This is a genomic window from Streptomyces sp. NPDC007162, assembly GCF_040634175.1.
GTDB lineage: Bacteria > Actinomycetota > Actinomycetes > Streptomycetales > Streptomycetaceae > Streptomyces.
The window spans coordinates 1-15,514 of sequence record NZ_JBEYFC010000189.1 but is presented as its reverse complement, the minus strand read 5'-3'; the positions used below and the strand labels follow the sequence as shown (position 1 = coordinate 15,514).

15 protein-coding genes and 1 pseudogene are annotated in these 15,514 nt (G+C 71.8%); 8 read left to right on the top strand and 8 right to left on the bottom strand.

What is annotated here, in order from left to right; translation table 11 throughout:
* Positions 1 to 39: 39 nt before the first annotated feature.
* The 5 genes from ABZ646_RS22575 to ABZ646_RS22555 form a co-directional block, all read right to left on the bottom strand.
* Positions 40 to 813 (bottom strand): succinate dehydrogenase iron-sulfur subunit, encoded by a 774-nt coding sequence (locus tag ABZ646_RS22575; protein WP_360521659.1) that lies wholly within the window; start codon positions 811 to 813, stop codon positions 40 to 42.
* Positions 813 to 2,567 carry a succinate dehydrogenase flavoprotein subunit gene (gene sdhA, locus ABZ646_RS22570; RefSeq protein WP_360521656.1) on the bottom strand — a complete coding sequence of 585 codons (1,755 nt, stop codon included), beginning with the start codon at positions 2,565 to 2,567 and terminating at the stop codon, positions 813 to 815. Before sdhA ends, ABZ646_RS22575 begins: the two co-directional genes overlap by 1 nt.
* A gap of 17 nt (positions 2,568 to 2,584) precedes the next feature.
* On the bottom strand, positions 2,585 to 3,067 hold the full coding sequence (locus ABZ646_RS22565; RefSeq protein WP_360521653.1) for a succinate dehydrogenase hydrophobic membrane anchor subunit: 483 nt from the start codon (positions 3,065 to 3,067) through the stop codon (positions 2,585 to 2,587).
* Positions 3,068 to 3,072: 5 nt separating this feature from the next.
* Positions 3,073 to 3,453: a succinate dehydrogenase, cytochrome b556 subunit gene (gene sdhC, locus ABZ646_RS22560; protein WP_043406142.1), complete on the bottom strand. Its 381-nt coding sequence runs from the start codon at positions 3,451 to 3,453 to the stop codon at positions 3,073 to 3,075.
* Positions 3,454 to 3,644: 191 nt separating this feature from the next.
* Entirely contained in the window at positions 3,645 to 4,193 is a 549-nt protein-coding gene (locus tag ABZ646_RS22555) for a 2-oxo-4-hydroxy-4-carboxy-5-ureidoimidazoline decarboxylase (protein ID WP_360521650.1), read from the bottom strand.
* Between the two features lie 209 nt (positions 4,194 to 4,402).
* Between ABZ646_RS22555 and ABZ646_RS22550 the strand changes: the two genes are divergently transcribed.
* From ABZ646_RS22550 to ABZ646_RS22540, 3 genes are all read left to right on the top strand, one after another.
* The gene (locus ABZ646_RS22550; protein ID WP_360521647.1) at positions 4,403 to 5,989 is read left to right on the top strand and encodes a glycoside hydrolase family 20 protein; all 1,587 of its coding nucleotides are present in this window, start codon (positions 4,403 to 4,405) and stop codon (positions 5,987 to 5,989) included.
* A gap of 186 nt (positions 5,990 to 6,175) precedes the next feature.
* Positions 6,176 to 6,733 (top strand): hypothetical protein, encoded by a 558-nt coding sequence (locus ABZ646_RS22545; protein WP_360521644.1) that lies wholly within the window; start codon positions 6,176 to 6,178, stop codon positions 6,731 to 6,733.
* Between the two features lie 138 nt (positions 6,734 to 6,871).
* Positions 6,872 to 7,252, top strand: a complete 381-nt coding sequence (locus ABZ646_RS22540; RefSeq protein ID WP_360521641.1) for a hypothetical protein — start codon at positions 6,872 to 6,874, stop codon at positions 7,250 to 7,252.
* Positions 7,253 to 7,414: 162 nt separating this feature from the next.
* Here ABZ646_RS22540 and ABZ646_RS22535 read toward each other — a convergent pair.
* Positions 7,415 to 7,635 (bottom strand): annotated as a pseudogene (locus ABZ646_RS22535) (TetR/AcrR family transcriptional regulator); the annotation flags it as partial.
* 465 nt (positions 7,636 to 8,100) lie between these two features.
* Between ABZ646_RS22535 and ABZ646_RS22530 the strand changes: the two are divergent.
* Together ABZ646_RS22530 and ABZ646_RS22525 are read left to right on the top strand one after the other, a co-directional pair.
* The gene (locus ABZ646_RS22530) at positions 8,101 to 8,763 is read left to right on the top strand and encodes an RNA polymerase sigma factor (RefSeq protein ID WP_360521637.1); all 663 of its coding nucleotides are present in this window, start codon (positions 8,101 to 8,103) and stop codon (positions 8,761 to 8,763) included.
* Entirely contained in the window at positions 8,763 to 9,818 is a 1,056-nt protein-coding gene (locus ABZ646_RS22525) for a hypothetical protein (protein WP_360521634.1), read from the top strand. The genes ABZ646_RS22530 and ABZ646_RS22525 overlap by 1 nt, the downstream gene beginning before the upstream one ends.
* A 248-nt stretch (positions 9,819 to 10,066) precedes the next feature.
* On the opposite strand, the gene ABZ646_RS22520 is transcribed toward ABZ646_RS22525, so the two are convergent.
* The gene (locus tag ABZ646_RS22520) at positions 10,067 to 10,900 is read right to left on the bottom strand and encodes a L,D-transpeptidase family protein (RefSeq protein WP_360521631.1); all 834 of its coding nucleotides are present in this window, start codon (positions 10,898 to 10,900) and stop codon (positions 10,067 to 10,069) included.
* A 99-nt stretch (positions 10,901 to 10,999) separates the two neighbouring features.
* Between ABZ646_RS22520 and ABZ646_RS22515 the strand changes: the two genes are divergently transcribed.
* Both ABZ646_RS22515 and leuE read left to right on the top strand, forming a co-directional pair.
* Positions 11,000 to 12,580 (top strand): methylmalonyl-CoA mutase family protein, encoded by a 1,581-nt coding sequence (locus ABZ646_RS22515; protein ID WP_360521628.1) that lies wholly within the window; start codon positions 11,000 to 11,002, stop codon positions 12,578 to 12,580.
* 45 nt (positions 12,581 to 12,625) lie between these two features.
* Positions 12,626 to 13,279 carry a leucine efflux protein LeuE gene (leuE, locus tag ABZ646_RS22510; protein ID WP_360521625.1) on the top strand — a complete coding sequence of 218 codons (654 nt, stop codon included), beginning with the start codon at positions 12,626 to 12,628 and terminating at the stop codon, positions 13,277 to 13,279.
* A 37-nt stretch (positions 13,280 to 13,316) separates the two neighbouring features.
* Here the strand turns inward: leuE and ABZ646_RS22505 are convergent, their stop codons facing one another.
* Complete coding sequence (locus tag ABZ646_RS22505; RefSeq protein ID WP_360521621.1) at positions 13,317 to 14,702, bottom strand: FAD-dependent monooxygenase; 1,386 nt, start codon at positions 14,700 to 14,702, stop codon at positions 13,317 to 13,319.
* 65 nt (positions 14,703 to 14,767) lie between these two features.
* Between ABZ646_RS22505 and ABZ646_RS22500 the strand changes: the two genes are divergently transcribed.
* The gene (locus ABZ646_RS22500) at positions 14,768 to 15,418 is read left to right on the top strand and encodes a TetR/AcrR family transcriptional regulator C-terminal domain-containing protein (RefSeq protein WP_360521618.1); all 651 of its coding nucleotides are present in this window, start codon (positions 14,768 to 14,770) and stop codon (positions 15,416 to 15,418) included.
* The last annotated feature ends 96 nt before the right edge of the window (positions 15,419 to 15,514 follow it).

The window sequence follows — 15,514 nt, the reverse complement described above, 5'->3', positions numbered from 1 at the left end:
GCCGGAAGCGGGGCCCTTGCGGTCCGGGCGGGAGCGGGATCAGAAGCGGCGCGTGATCAGCGCTCGCTTCACCTCCTGGATCGCCTTGGTGACCTCGATGCCGCGCGGGCAGGCGTCCGTGCAGTTGAAGGTCGTGCGGCAGCGCCAGACGCCGTCGCGGTCGTTCAGGATCTCCAGACGCTGCTCGCCGGCCTCGTCACGCGAGTCGAAGATGAAGCGGTGCGCGTTGACGATGGCCGCCGGGCCGAAGTACTGGCCGTCGTTCCAGAAGACCGGGCAGGACGACGTGCACGCGGCGCACAGGATGCACTTGGTGGTGTCGTCGAAGCGCTCACGGTCCTCGGCCGACTGCAGGCGCTCCCGGGTGGGCTCGTTCGTGTCCTTCGTGATGAGGAAGGGCATGACGTCCCGGTACGCCTGGAAGAACGGCTCCATGTCGACCACGAGGTCCTTCAGGACCGTCAGGCCCTTGATGGGCTCGACCGTGATCGGCTTCTCGGGGTTGATGTCCTTGATGAGGGTCTTGCAGGCGAGACGGTTCTTGCCGTTGATCCGCATCGCGTCCGAACCGCAGATGCCGTGCGCGCACGAACGGCGGAACGTCAGGGTGCCGTCGACGTCCCACTTGATCTTGTGGAGGCCGTCGAGGACGCGCTCCTTCGGGTCGATCTCCAGCTGGAAGTCTTCCCAGACGGCGTCCGCGGAGACCTCCGGGTTGAACCGGCGGACCCGGAAGGTGACCGTGATGTACGGGGAGTCGGCGAAGCCGGGCTCGGGGGCCGCGTCCGCCTTCTCCAGGGTCGGGGTTGCCATCAGTACTTACGCTCCATCGGCTGGTAGCGGGTCTGCACGACCGGCTTGTAATCGAGACGGATGGACTCGGCGCCGTCGTCGCCCACCTCGCGGTACGCCATGGTGTGGCGCATGAAGTTGACGTCGTCGCGGTTCGGGTAGTCCTCGCGGTAGTGACCGCCGCGGGACTCCTTGCGGGCCAGCGCGGAGACCGCCATGACCTCGGCGAGGTCCAGCAGGTTGCCGAGCTCGATCGCCTCCAGCAGGTCCGTGTTGAACCGCTTGCCCTTGTCCTGGATCGAGACGTTCTTGTAGCGCTCGCGCAGCTCCGCGATCTTCTCGACCGCCGTCTTGATCGTCTGCTCGGTGCGGAACACCATGACGTTGGCGTCCATGGTCTCCTGCAGCTCCCTGCGGAGCGTGGCGACCCGCTCGTTGCCCGTCGAGGTGCGCAGCTGCTCGATCTGGGACACCACGAACTCGGCCGGGTTCTCCGGGAGTTCCACGTAGTCCACGGTGTGCGCGTACTCGGCGGCCGCGATGCCCGCCCGGCGGCCGAACACGTTGATGTCGAGGAGCGAGTTGGTGCCCAGGCGGTTGGCGCCGTGCACGGAGACACAGGCGACCTCGCCGGCCGCGTACAGGCCCGGCACGACGGTGGTGTTGTCGCTGAGGACCTCACCCTCGACGTTGGTCGGGATGCCGCCCATCGCGTAGTGCGCGGTGGGCTGGATCGGGATCGGGTCCGTGTACGGCTCGATGCCGAGGTAGGTGCGCGCGAACTCGGTGATGTCCGGGAGCTTCGCGTCCAGCTGCTCCGGCGGGAGGTGGGTGAGGTCGAGGTAGACGTGGTCGCCCTCGGGACCGCAGCCGCGGCCCTCCCGGATCTCCGTGTAGATGGAGCGGGACACGACGTCACGGGACGCGAGGTCCTTCATGACCGGCGCGTACTTCTCCATGAAGCGCTCGCCGTCCTTGTTGCGGAGGATGCCGCCCTCACCGCGGGCGCCCTCCGTCAGGAGGATGCCCATGCGCCAGATGCCGGTCGGGTGGAACTGGAAGAACTCCATGTCCTCCAGCGGCAGCCCACGGCGGTAGACCGCGGCCTGGCCGTCACCGGTCAGCGTGTGCGCGTTCGACGTCACCTTGAAGAACTTGCCGGTGCCGCCGGAGGCGTAGATGACGGCCTTCGCCTGGAAGACGTGGATCTCGCCGGTGGCCAGTTCGTAGGCCACCACACCGGAGGACTTCTTGACGCCGTCGACCTCGGTGATCAGCTGGTCCAGGACGTAGAACTCGTTGAAGAACTCCACGCCCTCCTTCACGCAGTTCTGGTACAGCGTCTGGAGGATCATGTGGCCGGTGCGGTCGGCCGCGTAGCAGGACCGGCGGACCGGCGCCTCGCCGTGGTTGCGGCTGTGACCGCCGAAGCGGCGCTGGTCGATGGTGCCGTTCGGGGTCCGGTTGAACGGCAGGCCCATCTTCTCCAGGTCGAGGACGGCGTCGATGGCCTCCTTCGCCAGGATCTCGGCGGCGTCCTGGTCGACCAGGTAGTCACCGCCCTTGACCGTGTCGAAGGTGTGCCACTCCCAGTTGTCCTCCTCCACGTTGGCCAGCGCGGCGGCCATGCCGCCCTGCGCGGCACCCGTGTGGGAGCGGGTGGGGTAGAGCTTGGTCAGGACCGCGGTGCGGCTGCGCTTCGTGGACTCGATGGCCGCGCGCATGCCCGCGCCACCGGCGCCGACGATGACGGTGTCGTACTTGTGGATCTTCATGATTCGCAGCCCCGTGCCTAACGGATGTTCGGGTCGAAGGTGAAGATCACCAGCGAGCCCAGCAGGATGGTGAACACCGTGGCCGTGTAGAGCAGGCCCTTCAGCCACAGCCGGGTGTTCGCGCGCTCCGCGTAGTCGTTGATGATCGTGCGCAGACCGTTGGCTCCGTGCAGCATCGCGAGCCACAGCATGAGCAGGTCCCAGACCTGCCAGAACGGGCTCGCCCAGCGGCCGGCCACGAACGCGAAGCCGATCTTGGAGACGCCGCCGTCGAGCACCAGCTGGATCAGCAGGTGGCCGAGGACCAGCACGACCAGCACGACGCCGGACAGGCGCATGAACAGCCAGGCAGCCATCTCGAAGTTGCCGCGGGTGGAGCGCGGGGTCTTCTTGGTGCGCTTGCGCGGGGCCTCGATGAAGGGGGCCGGGTTGTCGACGCCGTAGAGGGGGGCGCCCTCGACGGGGCCGACGCCCGATGCGGTGGTTTCAGTGGTCGACATCTGCGTCAGCTCCCGAACAGGACACGAGCGGCGTGGCCGAGAACGGGGTAAATGGCCCCGGCCATCAGGACGACCCAGACACCGACGACCGTCCAGAGCATCTGCTTCTGGTAGCGCGGGCCCTTCGACCAGAAGTCGACGGCGATGACACGCAGGCCGTTGAGGGCGTGGAAGAGGATGGCGGCCACGAGGCCGTACTCCAGCAGTGCGACGATCGGCGTCTTGTACGTGGCTACGACCTTGTCGTAGTCCTCGGGGGAGACGCGGACGAGAGCGGTGTCCAGCACGTGAACGAACAGGAAGAAGAAGATGAGGACGCCGGTGACTCGGTGAGCCACCCAGGACCACATTCCTTCCCGGCCGCGGTACAGCGTTCCAGCCGGCACGGAAGTCCCTCCGGGAGCGGGGTATCGGGGCCGCGCCGGCTTGTGCTGTCGGTCGGGCCCGGCCGGGTACGGTCCACCGGCCCCCAGCATCGTAGCGAGGCGCTGCCGCTGGGCTTACGCCGGGCCTACCGGTGTGATCAAAGTGGCACGCGGATGGGTTAGCCGGGCGGCGTCCGGGGTGCCGGGTGCGGTCATTTGCCGGGTGCGGGAGCGTTTGGGCTGGTCGCGCAGTTCGCCGCGCCCCTCAGTTTCTCCATCAGACGTCCCTGGGCCAGGCGCCGGAGCTGTTCGACCGACATCACCCGCTCGTCCTCGGGATCGTTCTCCAAACGTGAGTAAACGCCTTCCAGGACGCGGTCCAGTCGTTCCTCGGGCGGCGTGTCGCCCAGGTAGATCACGAACACGTGTCCGAACTTGGCCTCGTAGGCCGCGTGGGCCGCGGTCAGGGCCGTGGTGGCCGCCGAGTAGGTGTCCTCGGGGAGGTCCGGCAGGGACTCGCTCGCGAGGGCCTCGGCGAGGTCCGTCGGCGACAGGTCGTACGTCGCCTCGTCCGCCGCGGCCAGCAGGGAGTCCGCATCCGGGTACGGGCGGTGCTCGGTGATGCGGTGGGCCCAGCGCAGACTGTGCAGGCAGTGCACGAGCAGGGCGCCGGCCTCGTCTGCGGGGGCGGCGTTGAAGGCGTCCAGCGGGGTGGGGAGGCGGTGCGAGCGGTGGGCGGGCAGCGTGGGTCCTCGCGTCACATGTGGTGTGGCAGGGGATGCTGTGAGATATGTGTCGTAGACGTTATCGAGGACGTTCACGGCGTGTCGGTCGGTTGCCTGGATCTCACCCGAACGGGAGAGTTTCGGAGTGGGGGGATGACGGCCGTGTGGTCGGCGCGTCGTAGGTTGGGACCGTGAGCCAGCACAGGCGCAGGCCCTCGACACGACAGGTCGCGCGGAGGCGGGCGGTGGTTGCCGCGGCCTTCGTGGGCACGGTCGCGCTCGGTACGGGCATCGGGGTGTGGGCCTCCTCCGGAGGAAGCGACGGCGACGGCCGGGCCGCGGGGCCGGCCCGGCAGCCGTCCGGCAGCCGTCCGGCGGCGAGCCCCGGTCCCACCCGCAGCTACCCCCTCTCCCAGCCGCCGCGCACCATCCCCGCCGTCCGCTCCCACACGGCGGCCCGCGGGCCGGGCTGGCGCCCCGAGAAGGGCTACCGGGTCGTGGTGAGCGACGCGGCGCTGGCCGACGAGGGGCAGCTGACGGCGGGCGAACTCGGGCTGTCCTACGCGGGCCTCAAGGGCGCGGACGACGACGTCCGGCCGGGGGATGTGCGGCTCGACCTCGGTGGCACGGGGGACCCGGAGTCGTACACCATGACCGTGCGCGGCGGGTCGGTGCGGATCAGCGGGCCCGGTGACGCCGGCGTGTTCTACGGCACCCGGACGCTGAAGCAGGAGGTGCACGGCGGCGGTACGGCCCCCGAGGGGGTGGTGAAGGACCAGCCGGCCAAGCCGCGGCGCGGGTTCATGCTGGACATCGCGCGCAAGCCGTTCACCGCCGGCTGGATCGAGGCCCGGATAAGAGAGCTGGGCGATCTCAAGTACAACGAGCTCGGGCTGCACTTCTCCGACGACCAGGGGTTCCGGATCGAGTCCGCCACCCACCCCGAGATCGTCTCCCGGGACCACCTGACCAAGACCCAGGTGAAGCAGATCGTCGCCCTCGCGGCCGGCCGGCACATCCAGGTCGTGCCCGAGATCGACTCGCCGGGACACCTCGGTGCCGTCCTCGCCGCCCACCCCGACCTCCAGCTGCGCAGCGCGCGGGGGACCGCCACCAGGGGCGCCGTCGACATCTCCGAGCCGGCCGCGGCGGGGATCGTCGACGATCTGCTGGGCGAGTACGCCGACCTCTTCCCCGGCTCCTACTGGAACCTCGGCGGCGACGAGTACCAGGCCCTGACGGTCGCCGACCCGCAGGCCTCCTTCCCGCAGCTCGCGGCCGCCGCCCGGAAGGCGTACGGCCCCTCGGGCACCGTCGCCGACCTCACCACCGGCTGGCTGAACGACCGCGCCGACACCGTCCGGGCGCACGACCGCACCCTGCGGGTCTGGAACGACGGCTTCCTCCGCGGCACCTCCGTACGGCCCGCCGAAGACCTCCAGGTCGCCTACTGGACCGGCAAGGAGATCGGCGCCCGGCAGCCCGTGGAGTACCTGAGCGCCGGCCGCAAGGTGCTCAACTACAACGACGAGTACCTCTACTACGTGCTCGGCGAGCCCAACACCTTCGTCTACCCGACCGGGCGGCGGATCTACGAGCAGTGGACCCCGCGCGTGCTGCGCGGCACCACCGCCGTGCCCGCGAAGTACGACGCGCAGATCCTCGGCGGGTCCTTCGCCGTCTGGTGCGACCTCGCGAACTCCCAGACCCAGGACCAGGTCGCCGCCGGCATCCGGATGCCCCTGCGGGCCACCGCCCAGAAACTCTGGGACCCGGGCACCCCGGCGATGTCCTGGACCGCCTTCAAGGGCCTCGCGAACAAGCTGGGCTGACCGGGACGGGTGCGGGCGACCCGCCGCAGGCGTCCGTGCCCGGTTGGCCGAAAAGCCTTCTTCGCGTTCCCGGTTCCGGTGCGTCGCGCACCGCTGTGACACTCCGGGTCCCTCGCACGCAGTAAGGGGAAGTGCGGGCTCCGTAAAGGTCGGCGCCTTGGTATGTACCGGTGTGGGAGGCGTGGCATGAGCCTGGTGGAGCTGATCGCGCAGGCCGATGAACGCGGACTCGCCGTCAGCGGGTTGGCCTGTTTGGATCGGTGCGTGCCGCTGCTCGGCGGGGACGACCTGGTGCTGCGCCCGCTGTGGGCGAGCCTCGCCGACGGCTCCGACTGGAGCGCGGGACTGGAGAAGGCGCGCGGCTCCCTGGGCGGCGGGGCCGGGGCCGGAGCAGGTGGCGACGAGGTCGAGGCGCTCGCCCGCCGGATGCTCGACGCCGCGCCCGCCTCGCCCGAGGCCCCCGGCATCCGGCTGTGGGCGGACGGCTGTTCCGTCGCCTCGCTGCGGATCCACCGGCTCCTCGACCCCGCCGCGGACCCGGCACCCTCGGTCGACACCCGCCGTGAGGGCGGCACCGAGGACATGTCCCCGCTGGTCGCCGCCGAACTGCGGCGCCAGGTCACGGTGCTGGAACTGCTCGCCGGACACGGCGCGGCCGGGCTGCGGCGCGCGCTGGACGTCTCCACCGAGGGCCGCCGGGTGCTGCGCGCGGTGGTGTCACGCCGGGCTCGTGGCCGCGGCTGACCCGGGAGGTTCCTGTGGGGGCCGTGCGGCGGAGCTGCGGCGGACTTGCGGGGGTCCTGCGCCGGTTGCCGAAGCGCCCGGAATCCGGGTGACGAAAACGCTGCTGACCTCGCTCTTCAGTATGTGACAGCCCACTATGTGACAGCACAGCAGCAGACCAGGCCGCACGCCGCCGCCAAGCCGGTCCGGTGGGCGGCGGACGCGGTGGCCGTGATGCGCGAGGGTGCGCGGATCCGGCTCGACTACTCGGCGCAGAGCCTGTGGCGGGTCGACCGGATGATCGAGGAGATACGCGGTGAGGGCGCGCCGTACGACGCCGTGCGGGAGACGCTGCGCGGCCTCGGCGCCTACGCCGGGGAGGTGATCGCCCGTCAGTCCGGCGCCGAGTGGTGGGCGTCCGGCGGCGACCACTGGATCCGCACCCCCGACGGCCGGCTCTGGGACCCGATCGACGAGGCCCGGCGCTGCTACGGCGGTCACGGCTCGCTGCGCCTGCTGTGCCGGGACGCCGTGCGCTGACTCCGACGGGCCCTGGTCGTCGTCGTTGCCGGGGGCGTTCATCGCCGGAGTGGTCGTGAACACGGGCCGGGTACCCGTCCCGCAGCCGGCACCGGACGGACGCCCGAACCGGTGGGCGCGGCGCACCGACGGGGCGGTGGAACGGGCGCGGCGCGGTGCGGATCAGCCGGTGTCCAGGCCGTCGATCAGGCGGTTGAGGAACCGGGTGAAGGTGGCTTCGGGGGTGAGGGGGCGCGCCGGGGCGGAGAGGGCCTCGGCGAGTTCCGGGTGGTGGCCGTCCGCGGCGACGGCGGCGAGGTGTGCCCGGCCACGAAGGCCGTGAGCTGGGCGAAGATCTCCAGCTTCGCCGTGCCGTCCAGTCGGGTGGGCCGCAGGGCGGCGAGCAGCCAGGGGTGGCGCAGCATGTGGGCGCGCTGGGGGGGGGAGTCGCCGGTCGACGCCACCACCTTCACACCGGTGCGCGTCACACTCCACACCGACTCGGCACTGATCCTCGCGGACGCGTAGCGGACGCGGGTCCTACCGAAGCAACGGCCGGAGCCGCCACCCCCCACAGGAGAGGCCCCGGCCGTCGCGCGGCACGGGCCGCGCGGCGGCCCGTACTCTGTTCAGCGCCAGGAGTGCGTTTTCTGTCACACCTCAAGGCGTCACGAGTTAGTTGCATCTTGTACGGACATGGACGGGGAACGGATTCAGCACGTAACGTGCAGTTCGCGCCGGGCCGCGGACGACGCATGACCACCGCAACCATCTGCGTCCCGACTACCGCAACCATCAAATGAGGAACCACGACGGCGAGAACCACGACCGCGCGAGCGGCGCCGGTTTGGGCGCAAAGTAGGTATCGGGTGCTGGGGGACGACGCGGAGCTGACCGCCGCGGTGCGTGCGGCACAGGACGGGGACGAGACCGCGTTCCGCACCGTCTACCGCGCGGTGCAGCCCCGCCTGCTCGGATACGTCCGCACACTGGTCGGCGATCCGGACGCCGAGGACGTCGCCTCCGAGGCCTGGCTGCAGATCGCCCGTGACCTCGACCGCTTCAGCGGCGACGCGGACCGCTTCCGCGGCTGGGCCGCCCGGATCGCCCGCAACCGCGCCCTCGACCACATACGGATGCGCGGACGGCGCCCCGCGATCGGCGGCGACGAGACGGAACTGGCCGACCGGGCCGCCGAGTCCGACACCGCGGGCGAGGCCATCGAGGCGCTCACCACCGACTCCACGCTCTCGCTCATCGCCCGGCTGCCCCAGGACCAGGCCGAGGCGGTGGTCCTCAGGGTCGTCGTCGGCCTCGACGCCAAGACCGCCGCCGAGACCCTCGGCAAACGCGCGGGCGCGGTCCGGACGGCGGCCCACCGGGGACTGAAGAAACTCGCTGAGCTCCTCGGCGCGGACCCCGAGGCGGCGGGCGTCCTGGAGGCGCTGCCGCCCCAGCGAGAACCGAAGAATCGTGCGGTGACGTCCGCCAGTGTGACGCATACGCGTTCGCGGACGCAGAAGGACATGTGATGGCCGACGAGCAGTACAAGTGGCTGAACCGGGAGACGGCGGAACGTCTGCTGCGCGGTGAGTCGCTCGAAGCCGTCGACGAATCCGTCCGTGACCAGGCAGAACGCCTCGCCGCAAGACTCGGCGCGCTGTCCGTGCCACCCACGGCGGCCGACGCCGAACTCCCCGGCGAGGAAGCCGCGGTGGCTGCCTTCCGCAAAGCGCGCGAATCCCCCGAGGCCGACCGGACCGACGCGGCGTCGCGGCCGGGCACGGCCGGGCAGGGCGCCGATGCGGGTCTGTTCCGCCTCGGCGCGCGCCGCCGGCCGTCCCGCGGCCCTGGCTGGGCCCGCCCCGCGCGCCTCGGCCTCGCCGCCGCGCTGGCCGCCGGCATGCTCGGCGGGGTCGCGGTCGCCGCCGGCACCGGTGTGCTCCGGACCCCGTTCGACGACAACCGGCCCGCATCGGCCGCCTCCGTCTCCGCCACCGGTTCCCCGCAGGGCTCGCCCTCGACCGAGTCCCTGCTCGGCGGCGAGAGCGGCGCGCCCCGCACCGGCACTCCGTCCGCCGGCGCCGGGCGGCCCTCGGCCGGGACGTCCGGCAAACCGAAGGAACGGGACACCGGTCCGGCGGCCGCCCCGGGGCACGGGTGGCCCGGTGCGCTCGCCTCCTGCCGTGCCCTCCGGGACGGCAAGTCCCTGGACGCCGGCCGCCGACGCAGCCTGAACGGTTTCGCGGGCGGCCCCGGACGGGTCGACGCGTTCTGCAGGACCGTCCTCGACGGCCGGACCGCCGGCGACGGGGGCGGCAACGGCTTCGCGGGCGACGACAAGGGCGGCGCCGGCGGCCAGAACGACGGCAAGGGCGGCGGCAGCGGTCAGGTCGGCGACGGCGACGGCCACGGTGGCGACGGCGACGGCCGGTCCGGCCGCGGCGGTGGCGGCAAGGGCGGCGGTGCGGGCGGCGGCAATCACCCCCACCAGGACGGCGTGGCCGCCCCCGCCCCGACGGGCTTCGCGCCCCTGGCGCCGAACCAGCCCGTCAGCCTGCCCGCGCCGACGTACAGCGCGCTCTGACCACGGTCGGGCACGCGCCCTCGGATACCTTGACGGACCGCTGTGACCTGCGGTTTTGAAAGTCGCTGAACTTTTTCCCGCAGGGTGTGACGTTTTCAGCGGCCGGGACGCAGTACTGAGTGAGCCGACTGGTCATCGGCCGTCGCACAGAGCCGGGGTTCCCCCCGTACCTGCGGCTCGTGCATCGGCGCGGGCGGGACACGTTCCCCCGGTCCCGCCCGCGCCCCACACATCCCTCGCCCCGCGCCTCACCAGGAGACGACGACCTTGTCGCCGCCCCGCACCTGCGCGAAGAGATCCGCGATCGCCGCCTCGTCCCGCACGTTGACGCACCCGTGCGAGCCGCCCGCGTAGCCCCGGGCCGCGAAGTCGTACGAGTAGTGCACCGCCTGCCCGCCGCTGAAGAACATCGCGTACGGCATGGGGGAGTGGTAGAGGGTCGAGTAGTGGTGGCGTGACTTCCAGTAGACGTGGAACACGCCCTCACGGGTCGGCGTGTACTGGGTGCCGAACCGCACCGACATCGTCGACACCGTGCGCCCGTCGATCATCCAGCGCAGCGTCCGGCTGGTCTTGCTGATGCACAGCACCCGGCCGGTGAGGCACCGCGCGTCGGGAGCGGCGGCCGGCTGACCACCCATCAGGTACAGCTCCCACTTCCCGGGCCGGTGTGTCATCCCCACCAGCCGCCGCCAGGTCACGGCGTCGGTCTCCCCCGTCCGCGGCAGCCCGCGCCTGCCCTGGAACCCTTCGACCGCCTCGGTCGTGAGGTCGTCGTACGTCCCCGTGGGCCCGTCGTGCAGCCAGGCGACCTGGCGGAGCCGGGCCTGGAGCTCGCGGACGCCGGTGCCGGTGTCACCGCGGGTGTAGACGATGTGCGGCGGGACGGTCTCGACGGCGGACGGGGTGGAGGCCGGGGCGGTCCCGTCCGGTGCGGTCCGGCCGCCGGGCGTGCCCTGCGGAACTTCGACGCGGACGGGCGAGTGTCCTTTGCCGTCCCCGCCGTCCGGCGGCTGCACGGTGCACCCGCACAGCACGGCCAGCGCGGCGGCCACGATCCCTGCGTACCCGGAGACCCTCATGCCCTGGATGCTTCCCCGCGTGACCGCCGCCGAACGAGGGAGCATGGTGGGAAGTGACGGACGCACCGGCCCACTGGCGCAACGCGGAGGTCACCCACCATGGTCCGAGAGTCGGAGTCGGGACTGCCCATCGAACCGGTCTACGGCCCGGCGGCCCTGGCGGGCTGGGACCCGGCCGTGAAGCTCGGCGACCCGGGGTCGTACCCCTACACCCGTGGTGTGTATCCGTCGATGTACACGGGACGGCCGTGGACGATGCGGCAGTACGCGGGGTTCGGTACGGCGGTGGAGTCGAACGCGCGGTACCGGCGGTTGATCGGGCAGGGGACGACGGGGTTGTCGGTGGCGTTCGATCTGCCGACGCAGATGGGGTACGACTCGGACGCGGTGGTGGCGCACGGCGAGGTCGGCAGGGTGGGGGTGGCGGTCGACTCGCTGGACGACATGCGGGTGCTGTTCGCGGGGATTCCGCTGGGTGAGGTGTCGACGTCGATGACGATCAACGCGCCGGCGGCGGTGTTGCTGCTGCTGTACCAGCTGGTGGCGGAGGAGCAGGGGGTGGCGGCGGGGGCGTTGCGGGGGACGGTGCAGAACGATGTGCTCAAGGAGTACATCGCGCGGGGCACGTACATCTTTCCGCCGCGGGCGTCGTTGCGGCTGGTGGCGGATGTGTTCGCGTACTGCCGGGCGGAGATTCCGCGGTGGAACACGATGTCGATCTCGGGCTATCACATGGCGGAGGCGGGGGCGTCGCCGGTGCAGGAGGTGGCGTTCACGCTGGCGGACGGGATCGAGTACGTGCGTGCGGCGGTGGCGGCGGGGATGGGGGTGGACGAGTTCGCCCCGCGGTTGTCGTTCTTCTTCGTGGCGCGGACGGCGTTGCTGGAGGAGGTGGCGAAGTTCCGTGCGGCGCGCAGGATCTGGGCGCGGGTGATGCGGGAGGAGTTCGGGGCGCGGGATCCGAGGTCGTGGATGCTGCGTTTTCACACGCAGACGGCGGGGGTGCAGCTGACGGCGCAGCAACCCGAGGTGAATCTCGTGCGGGTGGCGGTGCAGGGTCTGGCCGCGGTGCTGGGGGGCACGCAGTCGTTGCACACGAACGGGTTCGACGAGGCGCTGGCGTTGCCTTCGGAGCGCAGTGCGCGGCTGGCGCTGCGGACGCAGCAGGTGCTGGCGTTCGAGACGGACGTGACGGCGACGGTGGATCCGTTCGCGGGGTCGTACGCGGTCGAGCGGTTGACGGACGAGATGGAGGAGGCGGTGGTCGCGTTGATGGGGCGGGTGGAGGAACTGGGGGGCGCGGTGGCGGCGATCGAGCGGGGTTTCCAGAAGGGCGAGATCGAACGCAACGCGTATCGCATCGCCCAGGAGACGGACGCGGGCGAGCGGGTGGTCGTCGGCGTCAACCGGTTCCGTCTCGACGAGGAGGAACCCTACGAACCCCTGCGCGTCGACCCCGCCGTCGAGCGCCGACAGGCCGAGCGCCTCGCGCGGTTGCGCGCCGAACGGGACGGGCGGGCCGTCACCGCTGCCCTCGGCGTCCTGAAGGAGACCGCCGAGGGCGACGGCAACGTCCTGCCTCCGCTGCGGGAGGCGCTGCGCGCTCGCGCGACGGTGGGCGAGGCGTGCGACGCGCTGCGCTCGGTGTGGGGTGTGCACGTCCCCACGGACACCTTCTGACCAGCGGCCAAGGCGTTGTCGTACCCCCGTGCGACACTGCTTGCCATGTTCGGTGTCATCGATCTCCCCACCTATCTGGCAGGACTCGTCCTGATCGTCCTGCTGCCCGGCCCCAACTCGCTGTACGTGCTGTCCGTCGCCGCCCGGCGAGGGGTCAGGGCCGGTTACACGGCCGCCGCGGGGGTGTGGTGCGGGGACACCGTGCTGATGACGCTGTCGGCGGCCGGGGTCGCCTCGCTGCTCAAGGCGAACGCCGTGCTCTTCGGGATCGTGAAGTACGCGGGCGCCGGTTACCTGACGTGGCTTGCGGTCGGGATGCTGCGGGCGGCCTGGGGGATGTGGCGGGACCGGAAGCTGCGCACGGTCGCCCAGGCCGCGCCGGGCGCCGCGGCCGGACAGGAGCGGCCGTACCGGCGTGCCCTGGTGGTCAGTCTCTTCAACCCCAAGGCGATCCTGTTCTTCGTCGCCTTCTTCGTGCAGTTCGTCGACCCCGGTTACGCCTACCCGGCGCTGTCCTTCGTCGTCCTCGGCGCCTTCGCCCAGGTGGCCAGCTTCCTCTACCTCAGCGCCCTGATATTCAGCGGCACCCGGCTGGCCGACGCGTTCCGCCGCCGGAAGCGGCTGTCGGCCGCGGCCACTTCGGCGGCGGGGGTGCTGTTCCTCGGCTTCGCGGTCAGGCTCACCCTGGCCGGCGCCTGAGCGTCCGGACGGCCGGCGGCCCCGTTGCCCTATCGCCCTACCCGGCGCCGAGGGCCCCGGTGCGTCGCGCGTACTCCCGCAGCCCCTCGGTGGTCTCGCCCGCCCAGCCGACGTAACCGTCCGGACGCACCAGGAAGACCCCCGGCCCGTACGACCGCGGAGCGGGCAGGCTCCGGACGCCGTCGACGGGTTCCGGGCCCAGCAGGGTCCAGTGCGGGCCCCGGAACGCGTCGAACATCCGCACCCCGTCCGCGTTGTGCCCGTCCGGTGCCCGGTCGCCCGCCCGCACCGGGCCCGGGTCCGCCCGGGTCTCCCGCGTCAGCGACGACTCCCGGTAGCCGAGCCCGAGTTGGACCGTCGCCGCGCCGCGCCGCACCTCTCCCCGGTGGACGCCCGTGGAGAGCTCCAGCATCGCGGCGGCGTTCGCGCGGCGCTCCTCCTCGTAGGTGTCGAGGAGTGCGTCCGGGGCTTCGCCGCCGAGTACCGCGCCCAGCTTCCAGCCCAGGTTGTAGGCGTCCTGGACGCTGGTGTTCAGCCCCTGCCCGCCGGCCGGGGAGTGGACATGGGCCGCGTCCCCGGCCAGGAAGACCCGGCCCACCCGGAACCGGTCGGCCAGCGCCGCGCGGGGCCGGAAGTCGGAGGCCCAGCGCAGCTCGGTGACGTCCGACGGGTCGAGCGGGGTGTACGTGGACACCAGCCGTCGCATCCCCTCCAGTGACAGGTCGGGCGCGGCGCCCTCCGGCAGCTTCGCGCCCAGCTGGAAGTCGTCCGTGCCGGCCAGCGGGCACAGCGCCACACCGTTGCCGTCGTCGCCGACGAAGGTGTGCCAGTGGTCCCGGTCCAGGCCCCGCACCCGCAGGTCGGCCACCAGGAAGGGGTTCGGGTCGACCGGTTCGCCGGTCATCCCGACGCCCACCGCCCGCCGCACCGCCGAACGCCCGCCGTCCGCCGCCACCACGTACCGCGCCCGCACCGCCGTACCGTCGGCGAAGCGGGCGGTCGCCCCGTCCGCCTCCTGCGCCACTTCCGTGACCGCGCGCCCGAAGGCGACCCGGCCGCCCAGCTCCCGCAGCCGCGCGTGGAGCACCTCCTGGGTCCGCCACTGCGCCACCATCAGCGGCTCGGTGTACGGCGCCCCCTCGTCCGCCGGCACCGCGTCGAACATCGGCTTCGTCCCGACCTGTTCGCCGTTCTTCCAGATCAGCCGGGGCGGGTAGGGCCCGCCGGCCGCGCGGATCGCGTCGCGCACACCGAGGTCGTCGAAGACCTCCTGGGTGCGGGGCTGGATCCCCTTGCCGCGTGAGCCCGGGGACAACCGCTCACCCGCCTCCACCACGAGCGCGTCCACCCCACGCCGGGCCAGGTCGACACCGAGGGCCAGCCCGGTCGGGCCCGCGCCGACGATCAGAACATCCACGACCATTCTCCTTAACGTCGTTAAGTGCCGTCGCCGAGAAGGCTGCCCTTAACGCTGTTAAGCTGTCAAGCGTGAGTACGGAACGACGCGCGCCCCTCGACCGCGGACGGGTCGCCGACACGGCCCTGCGCCTGCTGAACGAGGTCGGTCTCGACGGGCTGACCCTGCGGGCCATCGCGAGGGAACTGGACGTCAAGGCGCCCGCCCTCTACTGGCACTTCAAGGACAAGCAGGCGTTGCTCGACGAGATGGCGACCGAGATGTACCGCCGCATGGTCGCGGGCATGGTGCTCGACCCCGCCGACACCTGGCAGGACCGGCTGCGCACGGCGAACCGCGGACTGCGCACGGCCCTGCTCGGCTACCGCGACGGCGCCAAGGTCTACAGCGGCTCCCGCTTCACGGGCATCGACCACGCCCCGGCACAGGAGGCGAACCTGCGCGTCCTGACGGCGGCCGGCCTCACCCTGGCCCAGGCGGTGGCGGCGGGCCGGACGGCGAACGCCTACACGATCGGCTTCGTCACCGAGGAACAGGGCGTGCAGCCCCTGCCGGGGGAGCGCCGGGAGGGCTACGACATGGCGGAACGCGCCCGCCTGCTGGCCGACTTCCCCCTGTCGGCGGCCGCGGGCGAGGAAATCTTCACCGACTACGACCGGCATTTCGAGGAAGGCCTGGACGTGGTCGTCGCGGGCGTCTCGGTACGGTACGGAATCGGCTGAGCGGTCGATGCCCCCGCCCTGACGTCGCGAACGGCCCGGACGCGCAGAGCCCGGCCCCGAGGTGACTGCGTCACCGGGGACCGGGCTCTTGGCCTC